Source organism: Lelliottia sp. WB101, assembly GCF_003051885.1.
Classification (GTDB): Bacteria; Pseudomonadota; Gammaproteobacteria; order Enterobacterales; family Enterobacteriaceae; genus Enterobacter; species Enterobacter nimipressuralis.
In genome coordinates this window covers 4166549-4185303 of the sequence record NZ_CP028520.1, presented here as the reverse complement: position 1 = coordinate 4185303, position 18755 = coordinate 4166549, and the positions used below count along the sequence as shown (strand labels likewise).

Below are 18755 nucleotides of genomic sequence, written 5' to 3'. Positions count from 1 at the left end.
GGACTACCGGGCGTTGAAGAAGTGAAAGTCAAAGCTATTGCGGTGGGCGAACATCATAATATGCGTTGTTCGCCTTATATGCGGCATTAAACGATTATTGTTTTCCATGACTGTTTTTCCTTTCAGTAATTGAAAGCAAGGCCATTTTATCCATGAAAAGGCAGCAAACCGTGAAGAAGATCACCAATAACCGATTAAATCAGAAATAAATATTCGTTTTGCGTGAATAGAGCAGTGCATAACGCTGCTTTGTATTGATAATGTTAATACAATGTATTCCTTGTGTGTTTATTTAATTTAAAGAGGGCGGGAATACGTGTTTTCGTAATAATTAAAAAGGCAGAAATATGTTGTGCTAATTTAATTGAGTTAATTCTGAATGGTTATTCAAAGCATAAACCGATAACCGATACCGGTTTCAGTTAATAAATGGCGGGGGCGTGCGGGGTCAGCCTCAAGTTTTTGACGAAGGTGGCCCATATATATGCGTAAATAATGACTATGCTCAACGGCGTTCGGTCCCCAGACCTGATTAAGCAGCTGACGCTGGGTCAGCACTTTGCCGTGATTGTTAAGCAGCACGGCCAGCAGGCGAAACTCAATCGGGGTGAGGTGGATCTCTTGGGTACCGCGCAGAATTCGACGGGCAGGCAGATCGACCTGGATATCTGAAAAGGTAAACACCGGATCGGACGGCGTCGTCGCACTGTGGCGGCGCAGCGCCACGCGCAGGCGCGCCTGAAGTTCACCAATACCAAAAGGTTTGCTGAGATAGTCATCGGCCCCGGCGTCCAGCGCCGCAATTTTATCCGTCTCTTCGGCGCGGGCAGAGAGCACAATGATGGGCATTTGGCTCCACTGGCGCACTTCACGGATAAAATCGAGACCGTCGCCGTCGGGGAGGCCTAAATCGAGGATCACCAGGTCGGGTTTGCGGGTGGCCGCTTCGATAAGTCCCCGCTGTAATGTCCCGGCGTCATACACGCGCAAGCCGTCTCCCTCCAGCGCAGCGCGCAGGAAACGGCTAATGGCGAGTTCGTCTTCAACAATCAGGACGTTAATCACAAATCCTCGGGTAATTCATTCATTTCTGGCGGTACATCCAGCGGAAGTGTAACACAAAAACAGGCACCTCCTTCCGGTCGGTTGTGGGCGGTAATGGATCCGCCGTGCACATCGACAATCGCCTGACAGATGGCCAGCCCCAGCCCGACACCGGGAATGGCCGACTCTTTATTCCCGCGCGCAAACTTCTCAAAAATCGCGCTTTCCTGACCGAACGGAATGCCCGGCCCGTCGTCCCACACTTCAAGGCGCAGTGCCTGATGCGCGACGCCCGCCGTTAAACCAATCTCCGCTTTTGCGCCCGCGTATTTCGCCGCATTCTCCAGCAGATTAATCAGCACCCGCTCAAACAGCGGCCCGTCGACGTGGATCAGCGTGAGCGGTTCAGGCATGGCGAGGGTGATATGGCGACCGCCCAGCCCTGGCTCCAGCATTTGTAACGCGCTGCCGACCACCTCTTCCAGCGTCAGCCACTCTTTTTTAAGGTTAAACCCACCGGACTGAATACGCGCCATATCGAGCAAATTATTCACTAGCCGGGTGGTATTGAGCACGTGCTGGCGGATCTCGCTAGCCTGCAGAGCGTGAGGGGAATTCTCCGCCGCCAGATCGAGGGTCAGGATCTCCGACTGACCAAACAGCACCGTTAGCGGCGTGCGCAGATCGTGAGAGAGCGCCGCCAGCAGGGAGTTGCGAATACTTTCGCGCTCGCTCGCCAGCCGCGCCTGCTCTTCGCTGGTGGTCAGGGCCAGACGCTCCAGCGCGCTGGCAACCAGCAGGGTAAAGGTTTCCAGCAGACGCTGCTGTTCCGGGATCATCAGCTGTCGCAGATTCGACGGCTCAACAATCACCAGCCCCAGGGTTTTGTCGGCGCTGCGCAGGGGGAGAATCAGATAGGGCACGCCGGGCAGCGTATCGGTTCCGGCACCGGCGGGCAGCCCTTTGTCAAAACTCCAGCGGGCGATGGCTTCATCCCACGGCGTCATGCCGTTGGCGGAGGTGAGTGGGCGCAGTTTTCCGTGCTCGTCCGGGAGCAAAATCAGGCTGCTGGCCTGGAACGTGGAGCGAATAAACTGCTCGCTGGTCTGGACGATATCCAGCGGCGTGCGCCCGACGGCGAGCGATTTCGACATCTCATACAGATGGCGCGTGCGCTGTTCGCGGTAGCGGGCGATACGCGCCTGATAGCGCACGCCCGCGGTGAGATTACCAATCACCAGCCCGACGGTCAGCATCACGGCAAACGTCAGAATGTACTGCACATCCGACACCGCCAGCGTACCGCGCGGGGCGATGAAGAAGAGGTCAAAGCTGGCGACGTTAATGATCGTCGCCAGTACCGACGGCCAGCGCCCATAGAGCAAAGCCACCACCACCACACCGAGCAAATAGACCATCACCAGGTTGGCGGCGTCAAAGGCAATCAGCCATTGGCTTGCCACAATGGTTATCAGGGCGCAAAGCACCGTCGCCACCAGACAGCCTCTGAGCTGGATGCGCCATTTATCGCCAAAGCTGCGGGCGTCAGGCGTGCGGCTGGGAAGGGGGGCTGGTTTTTCGTCGAGTGCGACAATCACCAGATCCAGATCTGGCGCGCGTTTCGCCAGTTTGTCAGCGAAAGATTCGCGGCTGAACCAGCGGCGATGCTGACGACGCCCGATGACGATTTTGCCGAGATTATGTTCCCTGGCGTAGCGCAGGATGGCTTTATCTTCTGCCGGATCGGACAGGGTAGCGGTCTCCGCGCCTAACTCCTGGGCGAGGCGCAGGGCGCTGAGGATAGCGCGCCGCTGGTTTTCCGGCAGGGCGTGCAGGTGTGGGGTTTCGACGTAAACCGCATGCCAGGCGCTGCCGAATTTTGCCGCCAGTCGCGCAGCGGTACGCACCAGTTTCTCGTTGCCGCCGCTGTGCCCGATGCAGAGCAAAATAGCATCGCGGGTATGCCAGACGCGGTCCTGCCCCTGTCGGTCGCGCCAGGCGCGCATCTGATCGTCCACCCGATCGGCGGTGCGCCGCAGCGCCAGTTCGCGCAGGGCAATCAGGTTCCCTTTACGGAAAAAGTGCTCGATAGCGCGTTCGGCCTGCCCGGCGATATAGACTTTGCCCTCGTGCAGGCGCTGGCGCAGATCGTCCGGGGGGAGATCGACCAGCACCACTTCATCGGCGGAATCAAAAAAGGGATCGGGGACGGTTTCGCGCACCTGAATGCCGGTGACGCCGCTGACCACGTCGTTCAGGCTTTCCAGATGCTGCACGTTAACGGTGGTAAAGACGTCGATACCCGCTTCCAGCAGCTCTTCGACATCCTGCCAGCGCTTGGGGTGACGCGAGCCTGGCGCATTACTGTGCGCCAGTTCGTCCATCAGAATTAATGCCGGACGGCGGGCGAGGGCGGCGTCGAGATCAAACTCGGAGACCAGACGGCTACGATGGCTGATGCGACGTGCCGGCTGCGTCGCCAGCCCCTCCAGCAGCGCCGCCGTCTCTTTGCGCCCGTGGGTTTCCACCACGCCGATGAGAATATCCAGCCCCTGCGCCCGCAAACGCTGCGCCTCGGTTAGCATGGCGTAGGTTTTCCCGACGCCCGCGCAGGCGCCGAAAAACACTTTTAATTTGCCGCGATGCGCTTCAGCGGTCTGCTCAAGCAGCCGATCCGGATTCGGGCGCAGGGGCTCGTCGGTCATTTAGTTTTTCCTTAGCGCGTCCAGCGCCAGATTCAGCTCAACAATATTCACGACCGGCATGCCGATAAAGCTGACCAGCGGTTTTTGCGTGTGTTCAGCAACCAGTTTGCTGACCTGGTCGGTGGTCAGCCCGCGCGCGGCCGCCACGCGCGGGATTTGCCACGTCACAGCGGCGGGCGTCAGGCTATAATCCAGCCCGCTGGCCGAAGCGGTGACCAGTTCAACGGGCACCGTCGGGTTCGCCTGCGGGTTAGCCGCGCGCAGGGCGCTGACGCGTTCACTCACGGCTTTATCCAGTTCAGGATTACTTCCTGCCAGGTTGCTGCCACCCGATGCCATTGGATTATACGGGGTTTCAGCGGTGGCGGAAGGACGCCCCTGAAAGTAACGGGCATCGGTAAAATTCTGCCCAATCAGGCGCGAACCGCGGCTCTCACCGTTTTGCATAATCAGCGAGCCGTTGGCCTGATCCTTAAACCACCACTGGCCCAGCGCGGTGGTTACCAGCGGGTAAAGCCCACCGGTAATCAGCGACAGCAGAATAAACAGAAGTATAGCGGGACGTAACATAGTCATTTGATTTCTCTCTTAAACCAGTCCGAACAGGGTCAGTAACAGGTCGATAATTTTGATCCCGATAAAGGGCACCACTAATCCACCAAGACCATAAATCCACAGGTTGCGGCGCAGCATCGCGGCCGCCGTCAGCGGTTTATAGCTCACCCCTTTTAGCGCCAGCGGAATCAGGAAGACAATGATCAGGGCATTGAAAATCACGGCGCTGAGAATCGCCGACGCGGGCGAGTGCAGATGCATCACGTTCAGCGCGTTAAGCTGCGGATAGGTGGCAGCAAACGCGGCCGGGATAATGGCGAAATATTTCGCCACATCGTTGGCGATACTGAAGGTGGTGAGCGACCCGCGCGTCATCAGCATCTGTTTACCGATATGGACCACCTCGATAAGTTTGGTCGGGTTGGAGTCCAGATCGACCATGTTCCCCGCTTCTTTTGCCGCCTGGGTGCCGGAGTTCATCGCTACCGCCACGTCAGCCTGCGCCAGCGCCGGGGCGTCGTTGGTGCCGTCGCCGGTCATCGCCACCAGACGGCCTTCCGCCTGGTACTGGCGGATCAGCGCCAGCTTCGCTTCCGGCGTCGCTTCGGAGAGGAAATCGTCCACCCCCGCTTCGGCGGCAATGGCGGCAGCGGTAAGACGGTTATCCCCGGTGATCATCACCGTTTTGATCCCCATTTTGCGCAGCTGGGCAAAGCGTTCTTTGATACCGCCTTTGACGATATCTTTCAGGGCGATCACCCCCAGCACGTTAGCCCCTTCAGCGACCACCAGCGGGGTGGCACCCTGACGCGCCACGCTTTCCACCAGCTGATCGACCTGCGGGGGGAAGTGGCCGTTATTGGCTTCGATGTGGCGACGAATGGCGTCCACGGAGCCTTTACGGATCATGCGATCCTGAATATTAATTCCGCTCATCCGCGTCTGCGCCGTGAAGGGCACAAAGGTGGCGTGCAGGCTCTGCACGTCGCGCTGGCGCAGATTGAAGCGCTGTTTAGCCAGAATCACGATGCTGCGGCCTTCCGGCGTTTCATCCGCCAGCGAGGAGAGTTGCGCCGCATCGGCCAGCGTTTTCTCATCGACACCCGGCGCAGGCAAGAAGTCCGACGCCTGACGGTTGCCGAGAGTAATGGTCCCGGTTTTATCCAGCAGCAGCACGTCCACGTCGCCCGCCGCTTCGACCGCGCGGCCGCTGGTGGCAATCACGTTCGCGCCGAGCATCCGGCTCATCCCGGCCACGCCGATGGCCGACAGCAGACCGCCGATGGTGGTCGGGATCAGGCAGACCAGCAGGGCTACCAGCACCGTGACGCTCACCGCCGTGCCGCCGTAAGCGGAGAACGGCCACAGGGTGGCGGTCGCCAGCAGGAAGACGATGGTCAGGGCTACCAGCAAAATGGTGAGCGCGATTTCATTTGGCGTTTTGCGACGCTGCGCGCCTTCGACCATGGCGATCATCCGGTCGAGGAAGGTTTCGCCCGGATTGACGCTGCACTGGATCACCAGCCAGTCAGAGAGAATGCGCGTCCCGCCCGTGACCGAGGCAAAATCGCCGCCGGACTCACGGATCACCGGCGCGGACTCCCCGGTGATGGCGCTTTCGTCCACTGACGCGCCGCCTTCGATTACCTCCCCGTCGCAGGGGATAATATCGCCCGCTTCCACCAGCACCACGTCGCCTTTGCGCAGTTCATCGGCCGGGACGTGATCCATCTGTGCGCCGTATTTCGGTTCGCGCAATTTGCGGGCAAACGCAGTCTTTTTGACCCCTTTCAGGCTGTTGGCCTGCGCTTTGCTGCGGCCTTCCGCCAGCGCTTCGGCAAAGTTGGCGAACAGCACTGTAAACCACAGCCACAGGCTGATGGCCCCGGTAAACAGGGCGTCGCCCGTCAGGTGTCCGGTACTCATGGCGATGGCAAGCGCGGTGGTGACCACGCTGCCAATCCAGACGATAAACATCACCGGGTTGTGCCACTGCACGCGCGGGCTGAGTTTTTTCACCGCATCCATCAACGCCTGGCGAACCAGTGTCGGTTCTAAGAGGGCCAGTTGTTTACGACTCATGACTGATATCTCCGCTCTGTTAGCGTAAAGAAAGATGTTCCGCGACCGGGCCTAACGCGAGGGCGGGGATAAAGGTCAGGGCTCCGACCAGCAGGATGGTGCCAATCAGCAGGCCAATAAACAGCGCGCCGTGTGTCGGGAGCGTACCGGTTGAGGTGGGCTGAATTTTTTTACTCACCAGCGATCCGGCGATAGCCAGTACCGGCACGATCACCCCAAAGCGGCCCACGAACATGCAGAACGCCAGCAGGCAGTTCCAGAACGGAGAGTTGGCGCTTAATCCGGCAAAGGCGCTGCCGTTGTTGTTTGCCGCAGACGACACGGCGTAAAGCACTTCGCTAAAGCCGTGGATGCCTGGGTTGAAAATGCCGCTGCGCCCGGCCTCGGTCATTAGCGCCAGCGCGGTGCCCATCAGCACCAGCGCAGGGGTCACCAGGATGGCGAGGGCGGTCAGTTTCATTTCGCGCACATCGATTTTTTTACCCAGATACTCCGGCGTGCGGCCAATCATCAGCCCGGCGATAAACACCGCCAGCAGAACGAACAGCAGCATGCCGTACAGACCGGCACCGACGCCGCCGAAGACCACTTCGCCAATCTGCATCAGCCACAGAGGGATCATCCCGCCGAGGGCCGTGAAGGAGTCATGCATCCCGTTGACGGCGCCGCAGGAGGCCGCCGTTGTCACCACCGCGTACAGGCTGGTGGCGAGGATGCCGAAGCGGCTCTCTTTGCCTTCCATATTGATACTGCTGTCAGCGCCCAGCTGCAGGAAATGGCTGTTGCCGTGCCACTCCGCCCACATCACCAGCGCCGCGCAGACCACAAAGATAATCGACATCGCCCACAGCAACGTCCGGCCCTGACGGCGGTCATTTACCACATCACCAAAGGCGAAACAGAGCGCGGCGGGGATCAGGAAGATCGCCAGCATCTGCACGATATTAGTTAGCGCGGTCGGGTTCTCGAACGGATGCGAGGAGTTGGCGTTAAAGAAACCCCCGCCGTTGGTGCCCAGCATTTTGATCGCTTCCTGCGATGCCACTGGGCCCATCGGCAGCATCTGTTTCACGCCTTCAAGAGAGGTGTAAGACGAGTAGGGCAGCAGGTTTTGCAGGGTGCCTTGCTGAATAAAGAACAGGGCGATCAGCAGAGCAATCGGCAGCAGTAGCCACAGGGTAATGCGCGTGAGATCGACCCAGGCGTTGCCCAGAGTGCTGATTTTCTGGCGGGCGAAGGCGCGGATAAGAGCGAAGATCACCGCAATGCCGCTGGCGGCAGAGAGGAAGTTCTGCACCGTTAACCCCACCATCTGGCTGAAATAGCTGAGAGTGGTTTCACCGGCATACGACTGCCAGTTGGTGTTACTGACAAAGCTGACGGCGGTATTGAGCGCCAGATGCCACGACAGACCCGGCAGCTGTTGCGGGTTGAGGGGCAGAATGCCTTGCAGCATCAGCATCGCGAACAGCACCACCAGCCCGACGATATTCAGCAACACAATGGCGATCAGATACTGCCGCCAGTTCATCTCCTGGGTGTTGATCCCAAGTACGCGCCAGATCCCGTTTTCGACGCCCCCAATCACCGGCAGCGCGCCGCCGTTAATCATCCGCGCCAGCCAGCTTCCCAGCGGTCTTGCGAGCAGGAAAAGCACCAGCAGGAAGCTGGCGATCAGTAAAAATGCCTGGGCCACCATCAGAACGCCTCCGCATTAATCAGGGCATAAATCAGATAGCCCAACAACAGGAACACCAGCACGATGCCAGCAATCAGACCTGCACTCACAATTCACCTCCGGGTGACTTTTGTCGTTGTGCAAAAGGTAGGATTTATGGCGCAAAGATTTCGCAAAAATCAGCGGGGTGGGTGTAAAAAAAGTATAAAAATGACAAGACCCTGATTTAACTAATGGTAAGTATCTTGTTAACTTTTATGTAACTTAATTACAGGTGGAGTGTAAATATTCACTAAACGGATGAAAATAAGTGGTCGGATGAGTAGTAAAATTACAAACAAAGCGGTACTATTTTAGCCAGATAACCACTTTTGAAATTTCCGGATAACCTTTCCGGCCAGCTATAGGGGAGAAAATCATGGACCTGTATAAAGAGTTTCCAGCACATGTTGTCTTTTTACGTCGCACCTTCGCCGTAGTGGCCGGGATTGTGGCGCTGCCAGTGATGTTGTTCTGGAAAGACCGTGCACGTTTTTACAGCTATCTGCACCGCGTCTGGGCGAAAACCAGCGAGAAACCGGTATGGATGGACCAGGCCGAAAAAGCGACCTGCGATTTTTACTAACAAATAGCCACACAGCAATGTCGAACCGCCACAGCGATGTGGCGGTTTTTTTGTGTCCGTCGCTTTCCGCTCGCCCGCCGGGCAAAGGTTACACTTGCTCCTGTAACATAACTTAAACATTATAGAGTCAGATATCCCACGTTTAGGGATAGACGACGCGGTTTCGGCCTGCGGTCAGAAACGCTACGCTTAGGTTATGGACAATTATTCAGGAGTGTTATGACCACGCATCTGGTCTGGTTTCGCGCGGATCTGCGCCTTCATGACAACATCGCGCTCGCGGCCGCCTGCCGCTCTCAAGACGCCCGCGTGCTGGCCCTGTTTATCGCCACGCCCGAACAGTGGCGTGAGCACGGCATGGCCCCGCGACAGGCGGCATACCTGCGTGCGCATCTCAATGCCCTGCAGCAGGGGCTGGCGGAGAAGGGCATTCCACTGATTTATGAGGAAGTGAGCGACTTTGCCGCGCAGAGCGACAAAGTGCAGCAGGTCTGTGACGCGCACAACGTCACCCATCTTTTTTACAACTATCAGTACGAATTCAACGAGCAGCAGCGCGACCGACAGCTTGAAAACCGGCTTACTACGGTTGTGTGCCAGGGCTTTGACGACAGCGTGATGTTAGCGCCGGGCAGCGTCATGACCGGCAATCACGAGATGTATAAAGTCTTCACCCCGTTCAAAAATGCCTACCTGAAACGCCTGAAAGAGGGGCTTCCTGAGTGCGTCGCCGCGCCAGCGGCCCGAGGAGAGGCGCTGACCGTTTCTGCGGAGATCAACGTTGACTACCCTCAGCGCGATTTCGACTCGGACCACTTCCCACCGACCGAAAAGGCCGCGATTGCGCAGCTGCGCCAGTTCTGCAAACAGCAGGCCGCTGAGTATGAAGCACAGCGCGATTTTCCCGCCATCGAAGGCACCAGCCGTTTATCCGCCTGTCTGGCGTTGGGCGTGCTCTCCCCGCGTCAGTGTCTGCACCGCCTGCTGGCCGAACAGCCGCAGGCCCTCGACGGCGGGCCGGGGGCGGTATGGCTTAACGAGCTGATCTGGCGCGAATTCTACCGTCATTTGATGACGTATCATCCTGATTTATGTAAACATCGTCCCTTCATCCGCTGGACGGATAAGGTGCAGTGGCAACAGGATGACGCCCAGTTACAGGCGTGGCAAAACGGGCAGACGGGCTATCCGATAGTCGATGCGGCCATGCGTCAGCTTAACGAAACGGGGTGGATGCATAACCGCCTGCGGATGATCGTTGCCAGCTTCCTGGTGAAAGACCTGCTGATCGACTGGCGCGCCGGAGAGCGATATTTTATTTCTCAGCTGATCGACGGCGATCTGGCGGCCAATAACGGCGGCTGGCAGTGGGCGGCGTCGACCGGAACGGATGCCGCTCCCTATTTTCGTATTTTTAACCCGACAACCCAGGGACAACGATTTGACGCGACCGGCGAGTTTATCCGCCAGTGGCTACCTGAACTGGCCGACGTGCCGGGAAAATCGATCCATGAACCCTGGGTGTGGGCGGATAAAACGGGTGAAACCCTCGATTATCCGCGCCCGATTGTTGACCATAAACAGGCGCGAGTCGCCACACTGGCGGCCTATGAAGCCGCCCGCAAAGCGTAAGAGAGTAATGATGAAAAACAGCGAACTGGAAACCTTAATCAATGAAAAGCTGAACAGCGCCAGCTTCAGCGACTACGGCCCTAACGGCCTGCAGGTGGAAGGGCGTGAAACGGTGCAAAAGATTGTCACCGGCGTCACGGCGAGCCAGGCCCTGCTGGATGAAGCGGTGCGCCTGCAAGCGGATGCGGTGATCGTGCATCACGGCTATTTCTGGAAAAACGAAGCACCGATTATTCGCGGCATGAAGCGCAACCGCCTGAAAACCCTGCTGGCGAACGACATCAATCTGTACGGCTGGCACTTGCCGCTGGATGCGCACCCGGAGCTGGGCAATAACGTTCAGCTCGCTCAACTGCTCGGCATCACCGTGATGGGTGAAATCGAAGAGCTGCTGCCGTGGGGTGAGCTGTCCATGCCGGTTCCTGGCCTGGAACTTGCTTCCTGGATTGAAGCGCGTCTGGGCCGCCGTCCACTGTGGAGCGGTGATACCGGCCCGGATCTGGTGAAGCGCGTGGCGTGGTGTACCGGCGGCGGCCAGGGCTTTATCGACAATGCGGCGCGCTTTGGCGTCGATGCTTTTATTACCGGTGAAGTGTCCGAGCAGACCATTCACTCTGCCCGCGAGCAGGGGCTGCATTTCTACGCGGCAGGGCACCATGCCACCGAGCGCGGCGGCATCCGCGCCTTGAGCGAATGGCTGACGGAAAATACCGATCTCGACGTGACCTTTATCGATATTCCTAATCCTGCCTGATGAGAGGTGCGTAAGTGCAGCGAGCGCGTTGTTATTTATTAGGCGAAACGGCAGTGGTACTGGAGTTAGAGCCTCCGGTCACGATGACGACGCAAAAAAGGATCTGGCGCTTAACCCAGCGGCTGGGCGAAATCCCTGAAGTGGTCGAGGCCATTCCGGGGATGAACAACATTACCGTGGTGCTGCGCAATCCGCAGTCGGTGGCGCTGGACGCCATCGAGCGGTTGCAGCGCTGGTGGGAGGAGAGCGAGGCGCTGGAGCCGGAGTCGCGATTTATCGAGATCCCGGTGGTGTATGGCAACGCGGCTGGCCCGGATCTGGGCGATGTGGCGCGTCATGCGGGGCTGACGGAAAAGCAGGTCGTCGAGCTGCATGCCTCGGTGGACTACGTGGTGTGGTTCTTAGGGTTCCAGCCGGGTTTCCCGTATCTCGGCGGATTGCCAGAGCCGCTCCACACGCCCCGCCGGGGCGAGCCGCGCCTGATGGTCCCGGCCGGTTCCGTGGGAATTGGCGGGTCGCAGACCGGGGTTTATCCGCTCGCCTCGCCAGGGGGCTGGCAGCTTATCGGCCATACGTCCCAGGCGCTGTTTGATGCTAAACGCGAAGAGCCGGTGCTGTTGCGACCGGGCGATACCGTGCGGTTCGTGCCGCAGAAGGAGGGGGTATGTTGAAGGTGATTCGCGCGGGGTTATACACCTCGGTACAGGACGGCGGACGCACCGGGCTGCGCCAGTCCGGGGTCAGCTACTGCGGCGCGCTGGACAAACCGGCGTTGCAGATCGCCAACCTGTTGGTGGGCAACGATCCGAATGCCGCAGCGCTGGAGATCACCCTCGGGCAGTGCAGCTTTGAATTTGAACGTGACGGCTGGTTTGCCCTGACGGGCGCGGGCTGTGACGCGACGCTTGACGGCGCGGCGGTCTGGACCGGCTGGCGGCTGCAGGTGAAAGCGGGGCAGCGTCTGACGCTTCATCGCCCGACTCACGGTATGCGCAGCTATCTGGCGGTCGGCGGTGGGATAGACGTACCGGAAGTGATGAACTCGTTCAGCACCGATCTTAAAACGGGCATTGGCGGCTTTGAAGGGCGCCTGCTGAAGGATGGCGATAACCTGCCGCTGGGCAGCGAATCACGTCAATTTACCGACGCGCAGGGGGTGAAACAGCTCCTGTGGAGTAACCGCATTCGCGCCCTGCCCGGGCCGGAGTACCATGAGTTTGACCAGGCCTCGCAGGATGCCTTCTGGCGATTGCCGTGGCGGCTCAGCCCGCAGAGTAACCGCATGGGCTACCGTTTGCAGGGCCAGCAGCTGGCGCGTACCACCGACCGTGAAATGGTCTCCCACGGCCTGCTGCCGGGCGTTGTCCAGGTGCCACACAACGGCCAGCCGATTGTGCTGATGAATGATGCCCAGACCACCGGCGGTTATCCGCGTATCGCCTGCATCATCGAAGCTGATATGTACCATCTGGCGCAAATCCCGCTCGGACAGCCGATCCACTTTGTGCCCTGTACGCTGGAAGAGGCCCTCGACGCGCGCCGTGTGCAGCGGCAATTCATCGAACAACTGGCATGGAGGTTGAATGATCGTCGTTGATTTAAATGCGGATCTGGGTGAAGGCTGCGGGAGCGATGCCGAGCTACTGACGCTGGTGTCGTCGGCCAATATTGCCTGTGGCTTTCACGCCGGGGATGCGCAGACCATGCGCGAAAGCGTGCGAGGCGCGTTAAAAAACGGCGTGGCGATAGGTGCCCACCCGAGCTTTCCCGATCGGGAGAACTTCGGGCGCACGGCCATGAATCTGCCGCCGGAAACGGTTTACGCCCAAATGCTGTACCAGATTGGTGCGCTGGCGGCGATTGCCCGCGCCGAAGGGGGGCAACTGCGTCATGTAAAACCTCACGGAATGCTCTACAACCAGGCGGCAAAAGACGCACAGCTGGCTGACGCTATCGCCCGCGCGGTGCATGCGGTGGACGGCAATCTGATTCTGGTCGGGCTAGCGGGGAGCGAGCTGATCCGCGCCGGTGAGCGTTATAGCCTGGTGACCCGCGAAGAGGTGTTTGCCGATCGCGGCTATCGGGCCGACGGCAGCCTGGTGCCGCGCAGCGAGCCGGGGGCGCTGATTGCTGATGAAGAGCTGGCGCTGGCGCAAACTCTGGACATGGTGCAGCAGGGGCGGGTGAAAAGTACGAGCGGTGAATGGGCCTCTGTGCGCGCGCAGACGGTGTGCCTGCACGGAGACGGCGAACACGCGCTGGCGTTTGCCCGTCGCTTGCGCGCAGAATTTGAGTTAAATAATATAAAAATCAGTGCCTAAAGCACAAAACGCAAACACAACAAAACGCTATACAACAACAGGAAGGACAACATGGCAGAGACGCTTTCGCTCTGGCCACTCATCGGTATTGCGGTGATCGTGGTCGGGTTTATCTTACGTTTTAATCCGGTGCTGGTGGTGATTGTCGCCGGGATTGTCACCGGTGTGGCGGCGAATATGCCGGTCGCAACTATCCTCGAAAAGCTGGGCGAAGGGTTCCTGAATACCCGTAATCTGCCTTATATCCTGCTGATCCCGCTGGCCGTTATTGGCCTGCTGGAACGCCACGGGCTGAAAGAGCGCGCGCAGGCGTGGATTGCCAAAATCCACAGCGCCACCGCGGGGCGACTGCTGATTGTCTATCTGTTTGTGCGTGAAGCGACGGCGGCGATGGGGCTGACCAGCCTGGGCGGCCATCCGCAAATGGTGCGACCGCTGCTGGCTCCAATGGCGGAAGGGGCTGCGGAGAAAAAATACGGCGAACTGCCGGGCGCGGTGCGCTATCGCCTGAGGGCGATGTCGGCGGCGACGGACAACGTCGGGCTGTTCTTCGGTGAAGATATCTTTGTCGCCTTCGGGGCGATCATCTTTATGCATAACTTTATGCTGGAGTCCGGCGGAATTCAGACCGAGCCGCTGCACATTGCGCTGTGGGGCATTCCGACGGCAATCTGCGCCTTTATTATCCACGCCACCCGCCTGTGGCGACTGGACAAGCATCTTGAGCGCGAGCTGGCGAAAACCGCGCACACGCAGGGAGATGCCTAATGAATTTCCAGCAAAGTTATCTCTACTGGCTGGCAGGGCTGATCCTGCTGATCGTCGCCGTGATGTCGTTTCGCGATAAAGCGAACCCGCGTCGCATCACTACCGGCCTGTTCTGGGGTGTATACGGCCTGATTTTCCTGCTCGGTGACTGGACGTATCAGCTGGTGGGCGATAAGCGCACCGTGCATATTGCGGTCGGTCTGGCGGTGGTTGGGCTGGCGCTGATCGCCGGTTTTGGCGGCGTGCGTCTGGGCAGCTATCACCAGCGTAAACCCGAAGAGCGGGAGGCCAGCGCGAAGCGGCTCGGCAACCGTCTGTTCTATCCGGCGTTAGCCATTCCTGTGGTGACGGTGGTGGGCGTGCTGATGTTCAACCATGTGCCAGGATTGCAGGAAAATCTGTTCGGACCGGGTAACCATTCGACGCTGGTGACGCTGTTCTCAATGACCGCCGGGTCGCTGATTGGCCTCGCAATGGCGGTCAAAATGACGCACGAAAAAGTGCATCAGCCGTTGCAGGAGGCGCGCCGTCTGCTGGATTCCATCGGCTGGGCGTTTATCCTGCCGCAGATTCTGGCGACGCTGGGCCTGCTGTTTACCGCCGCTGGCGTGGGCGATGGCATCTCCTGGCTGACGAAAAGCTACCTGGCGGTGGACAGCCGCTTTATCGCCGTGGCGGTGTACACGATCGGCATGGCGCTGCTCACGATGGTGATGGGCAATGCGTTTGCGGCGTTCCCGATCGTGACGGCGGGGATCGGCATCCCGATCCTGGTGCTGCAGCATGGCGGTAACCCGGCGGTGATGGCGGCGATTGGCATGTTCTCCGGCTACTGCGGAACGCTGATGACGCCAATGGCGGCGAACTTCAACATCGTGCCCGCCGCGCTGCTGGAGCTGCCGGATAAAAATGCGGTAATCAAAGCGCAGGTGCCGACCGGCGTGCTGCTGCTGATTGCCAACGTGTTCCTGTTGTACTTCCTGATGTTCCTGTAAGGAGAGACGATGCGTAACGTTTTAGTCACCGGTTTTGAGCCGTTCGGCGGCGAGACCGTTAACCCTTCGTGGGAAGTGGTCAGGCAGCTTGAGGGGAGTATTATCGACAGCTGCCGCGTGGTGACGCGCCAGCTGCCCTGCGTTTTTGGTGAGTCGTTAAGCGTGCTAAATGCGGCTATCGATGAACTTGAACCAGCGGTGGTGATCGCGGTCGGACAGGCGGGCGGTCGTGTGGATGTGACCGTCGAGCGTGTCGCCATTAACGTGGACGACGCCAGGATTGCCGATAACCACGGCCAGCAGCCGATTGATGTGGCGATCGTCCCGGACGGTCCGGCGGCGTGGTTCAGTTCGCTGCCGATCAAAGCGATGGTGGCGGCGATGCGCGAGAAGGGGATCCCCGCCTCCGTTTCGCAGACGGCGGGCACCTTCGTCTGCAACCACGTCATGTACGGGCTGCTGCATAAAATCAGTGAAAAAACCGCTGTGAAGGGTGGATTTATCCATATTCCGTATCTGCCTGAACAGGCCGCAGCCCATCCGGGCGCACCGAGTATGGCGGCGCACACGGTGAAAGCGGCGCTGATCGTGGCGGTCGAAGTGGCCCTGCGCCAGACGTCTGATGTGAAAATCGTGGGCGGCGCGACGCACTAAACAAAGGACGATAAGATGCCAGAAGGTCCGGAGATCCGCCGCGCGGCGGATAGCCTGGAGGCGGCGATAAAGGGCAAACCACTGACCGATGCGTGGTTTGCTTTCCCTCAGTTAAAACCGTATGAAACGCAGTTGATCGGGCAAACCGTGACGCACATCGAGACGCGCGGCAAAGCGTTGCTTACCCATTTCAGCCATAACCTGACGTTATATAGCCACAACCAGCTTTATGGCGTCTGGCGAGTGATCAATGTGGGTGAGCAACCGCAAACCAATCGTGTCTTGCGCGTCAGATTGCAGACGGCGGAGAAGGCTATTTTGCTCTACAGCGCGTCGGATATCGAGATGTTAACGCCGGAGCAACTGCTCACTCACCCGTTCCTGCAACGGGTCGGGCCGGACGTGCTGGATATGCGCCTGACCGCAGAAACTGTGAAAGCGCGGCTGCTGTCGCCTGCCTTTCGCAACCGACAATTTTCCGGGCTGCTGCTCGATCAGGCGTTTCTCGCCGGGCTAGGTAACTATCTGCGCGTTGAAATTCTGTGGGAAGTGGGGCTGGCAGGTCAGCGAAAAGCGTCACAGCTCAATGAGAGACAGCTCGATGCGCTGTCTCATGCCTTGCTGGAGATCCCACGCCTCTCCTACAACACGCGCGGCGTGGTGGATGATAAAAAACATCACGGGGCGCTGTTCCGCTTTAAGGTGTTTCATCGGGAAGGAAAGCCGTGCGAGCGGTGTGGCGGGGCGATTGAACGAACGATGTTGTCGTCGCGACCGTTTTACTGGTGCCCGGCGTGCCAACAATAAAAACAAAACGGTAACCCGAAGGTTACCGTTTTTGGTATTAGCGTCCTCTCCAGTGTGAAGAAGATTAAGGTGCGGGCAGCAGGCCGCACCTCATCGCGCTTATTTGGTTTTCACATCAGACTTAAAATCACGCTGGTCGTAGCCGGTATACAGCTGACGCGGACGCGCGATTTTCATGCCTTCGCTGTGCATTTCGTTCCAGTGTGCAATCCAGCCGACGGTACGTGCCATCGCGAAGATCACGGTAAACATGGAAGACGGAATGCCCATCGCTTTCAGAATAATGCCAGAGTAGAAATCGACGTTCGGGTACAGTTTCTTCTCGATGAAGTACGGGTCGTTCAGCGCGATATGTTCCAGCTCCATCGCCACTTCCAGCAGATCATCTTTGGTGCCCAGCTCTTTCAGCACTTCGTGGCAGGTTTCACGCATCACGGTGGCGCGCGGGTCATAGTTTTTGTAAACACGGTGACCGAAGCCCATCAGGCGGAAGGAGTCGTTCTTATCTTTCGCACGACGCACGAACTCTGGAATGTGCTCAACGGAGCTGATCTCTTCCAGCATCTTCAGTGCTGCTTCGTTAGCACCACCGTGCGCCGGTCCCCACAGGGAGGCGATACCGGCAGCGATACAGGCGAACGGGTTCGCGCCTGAAGAGCCTGCGGTACGGACGGTGGAGGTCGATGCGTTCTGTTCGTGATCGGCGTGCAGGATCAGAATACGGTCCATGGCGCGCTCAAGCACCGGGTTAACCTCGTAGGTTTCGCACGGTGTGGAGAACATCATGTTCAGGAAGTTGCCTGAATAGGAGAGGTCGTTACGCGGGTAAACAAAGGGCTGGCCGATGGAGTATTTGTAACACATCGCCGCCATGGTTGGCATTTTGGACAGCAGACGGAACGCCGCGATATCGCGATGGCGTGGGTTATTCACGTCCAGAGAGTCGTGGTAGAACGCGGCCAGTGCGCCGGTAATCCCGCACATGACGGCCATCGGATGTGAATCACGACGGAATGCATGGAACAGACGGGTAATCTGCTCATGGATCATGGTGTGGCGGGTAACGGTAGTTCTGAACTCATCATATTGTTCCTGCGTCGGTTTTTCGCCGTTCAGCAGGATGTAGCACACTTCCAGATAGTTGGATTCGGTGGCTAACTGATCGATGGGGAAACCGCGGTGGAGCAGGATACCTTCGTCACCGTCGATGTAGGTGATTTTGGATTCGCAAGATGCGGTAGAGGTGAAACCAGGGTCAAAGGTGAATACTCCTTTGGAACCCAGTGTACGGATATCAATAACATCCTGACCGAGCGTGCCTTTTAGCACATCCAGTTCAATAGCAGTGTCACCGTTTAGGGTGAGCTTTGCCTTTGTATCAGCCATTTACGGTCTCCTTAGCGCCTTATGCTTAAGACCACGTTTTTACCAACTTGCTTTCAGCTGTTTATCACATCGTTACCGGTTTGTTATTTGGCTTACCGCTCAGCTCGCGAGGAGGAACCAGGGTACAGAGCTATGGCGCCTTGCAGGTAAACGTGTGAAAAATCAGAGAAACAACAGCAAATCAGTGTCTTCGCAGTCCGAATTATTCAAACCTGTATACCACTAATAACTGTCCTGATAACTTCGGTCAATACCATCACACTGTTACATAACTAAATCTCAGGTGAAAGAGAGACCTCATAACTTTTGCGCATTATATGCCTTTTCTGCTGTAGTTTGTAACAATAATGTTTAATCTTTGTCAAATCCGATGATTAAAATTTAAAATAATGTTGTTATCGTGACTCTGATCACTGTTCCGCATAAAACCCGACAAACTGTATGTAGGTTAATTGTAATGGTTTTGTGAACGACCTATACTGCCGCCAGGTCTCCGGAACACCCTGCAATCCCGAGCCACCCAGCGTTGTAACGTGTCGTTTTAGCATTTGGAAGCAATGTTTACCATGACGCGCAGTTATAGATATGGACGCTGCTTGACCCGCACGCAGACCGGAGGAAGGAAATCCCGTCGTCTTTCACGCTACAGGTGTGTTGGCTGCGTCAGGTCACCCCGGTCACACAGTTTACTGTGATGCAGGGGATTCCCGGACTTGCCGCCTTCCTGTAACGCGAATTCAAAGGGAATT

General features: G+C 58.0%; 18 protein-coding genes. 10 read left to right on the top strand and 8 right to left on the bottom strand.

Annotated elements, in window-relative coordinates; translation table 11 throughout:
• Positions 1-3: 3 nt before the first annotated feature.
• From speFL to kdpF, 7 genes are all read right to left on the bottom strand, one after another.
• Positions 4-108, bottom strand: coding sequence for a leader peptide SpeFL (gene speFL, locus DAI21_RS20330; protein WP_106875989.1), 105 nt, complete (start codon positions 106-108; stop codon positions 4-6).
• A gap of 279 nt (positions 109-387) precedes the next feature.
• Entirely contained in the window at positions 388-1065 is a 678-nt protein-coding gene (gene kdpE / locus DAI21_RS20325; RefSeq protein WP_100777193.1) for a two-component system response regulator KdpE, read from the bottom strand.
• The gene (kdpD, locus tag DAI21_RS20320) at positions 1062-3749 is read right to left on the bottom strand and encodes a two-component system sensor histidine kinase KdpD (RefSeq protein WP_107704030.1); all 2688 of its coding nucleotides are present in this window, start codon (positions 3747-3749) and stop codon (positions 1062-1064) included. The genes kdpE and kdpD overlap by 4 nt, the downstream gene beginning before the upstream one ends.
• On the bottom strand, positions 3750-4325 hold the full coding sequence (gene kdpC, locus DAI21_RS20315) for a potassium-transporting ATPase subunit KdpC (RefSeq protein WP_102104158.1): 576 nt from the start codon (positions 4323-4325) through the stop codon (positions 3750-3752).
• 12 nt (positions 4326-4337) lie between these two features.
• A complete protein-coding gene (gene kdpB, locus DAI21_RS20310; protein ID WP_100777190.1) occupies positions 4338-6386 on the bottom strand; it encodes a potassium-transporting ATPase subunit KdpB in 2049 nt (682 codons plus the stop codon).
• A gap of 19 nt (positions 6387-6405) precedes the next feature.
• Entirely contained in the window at positions 6406-8085 is a 1680-nt protein-coding gene (gene kdpA, locus DAI21_RS20305) for a potassium-transporting ATPase subunit KdpA (RefSeq protein WP_107704029.1), read from the bottom strand.
• Positions 8085-8174 carry a K(+)-transporting ATPase subunit F gene (gene kdpF, locus DAI21_RS20300; protein WP_003858638.1) on the bottom strand — a complete coding sequence of 30 codons (90 nt, stop codon included), beginning with the start codon at positions 8172-8174 and terminating at the stop codon, positions 8085-8087. The genes kdpA and kdpF overlap by 1 nt, the downstream gene beginning before the upstream one ends.
• A gap of 308 nt (positions 8175-8482) precedes the next feature.
• On the opposite strand from kdpF, the gene DAI21_RS20295 reads away from it, so the two are divergent.
• The 10 genes from DAI21_RS20295 (at position 8483) to nei (ending at position 16620) form a co-directional block, all read left to right on the top strand.
• Entirely contained in the window at positions 8483-8689 is a 207-nt protein-coding gene (locus tag DAI21_RS20295) for a YbfA family protein (RefSeq protein WP_095281257.1), read from the top strand.
• A gap of 219 nt (positions 8690-8908) precedes the next feature.
• A complete protein-coding gene (gene phrB / locus DAI21_RS20290; protein WP_107704028.1) occupies positions 8909-10321 on the top strand; it encodes a deoxyribodipyrimidine photo-lyase in 1413 nt (470 codons plus the stop codon).
• A 10-nt stretch (positions 10322-10331) separates the two neighbouring features.
• Positions 10332-11075: a type 2 GTP cyclohydrolase I gene (locus DAI21_RS20285; protein ID WP_100777187.1), complete on the top strand. Its 744-nt coding sequence runs from the start codon at positions 10332-10334 to the stop codon at positions 11073-11075.
• 14 nt (positions 11076-11089) lie between these two features.
• Positions 11090-11746 (top strand): 5-oxoprolinase subunit PxpB, encoded by a 657-nt coding sequence (pxpB, locus tag DAI21_RS20280; protein ID WP_107704027.1) that lies wholly within the window; start codon positions 11090-11092, stop codon positions 11744-11746.
• Positions 11740-12672, top strand: a complete 933-nt coding sequence (gene pxpC, locus DAI21_RS20275; protein WP_100777185.1) for a 5-oxoprolinase subunit PxpC — start codon at positions 11740-11742, stop codon at positions 12670-12672. The genes pxpB and pxpC overlap by 7 nt, the downstream gene beginning before the upstream one ends.
• Positions 12662-13396, top strand: a complete 735-nt coding sequence (pxpA, locus tag DAI21_RS20270) for a 5-oxoprolinase subunit PxpA (RefSeq protein WP_107704299.1) — start codon at positions 12662-12664, stop codon at positions 13394-13396. Before pxpC ends, pxpA begins: the two co-directional genes overlap by 11 nt.
• Before the next feature lie 51 nt (positions 13397-13447).
• Positions 13448-14164: a DUF969 domain-containing protein gene (locus tag DAI21_RS20265; protein ID WP_107704026.1), complete on the top strand. Its 717-nt coding sequence runs from the start codon at positions 13448-13450 to the stop codon at positions 14162-14164.
• Positions 14164-15159 carry a DUF979 domain-containing protein gene (locus DAI21_RS20260; RefSeq protein ID WP_100777182.1) on the top strand — a complete coding sequence of 332 codons (996 nt, stop codon included), beginning with the start codon at positions 14164-14166 and terminating at the stop codon, positions 15157-15159. Before DAI21_RS20265 ends, DAI21_RS20260 begins: the two co-directional genes overlap by 1 nt.
• Positions 15160-15168: 9 nt before the next feature.
• Positions 15169-15813 carry a pyroglutamyl-peptidase I gene (gene pcp / locus DAI21_RS20255; protein WP_107704025.1) on the top strand — a complete coding sequence of 215 codons (645 nt, stop codon included), beginning with the start codon at positions 15169-15171 and terminating at the stop codon, positions 15811-15813.
• Between the two features lie 15 nt (positions 15814-15828).
• A complete protein-coding gene (nei, locus tag DAI21_RS20250; protein WP_102104150.1) occupies positions 15829-16620 on the top strand; it encodes an endonuclease VIII in 792 nt (263 codons plus the stop codon).
• Between the two features lie 99 nt (positions 16621-16719).
• Here the strand turns inward: nei and DAI21_RS20245 are convergent, their stop codons facing one another.
• Entirely contained in the window at positions 16720-18006 is a 1287-nt protein-coding gene (locus DAI21_RS20245) for a citrate synthase (protein WP_102104149.1), read from the bottom strand.
• Positions 18007-18755: the final 749 nt, after the last annotated feature.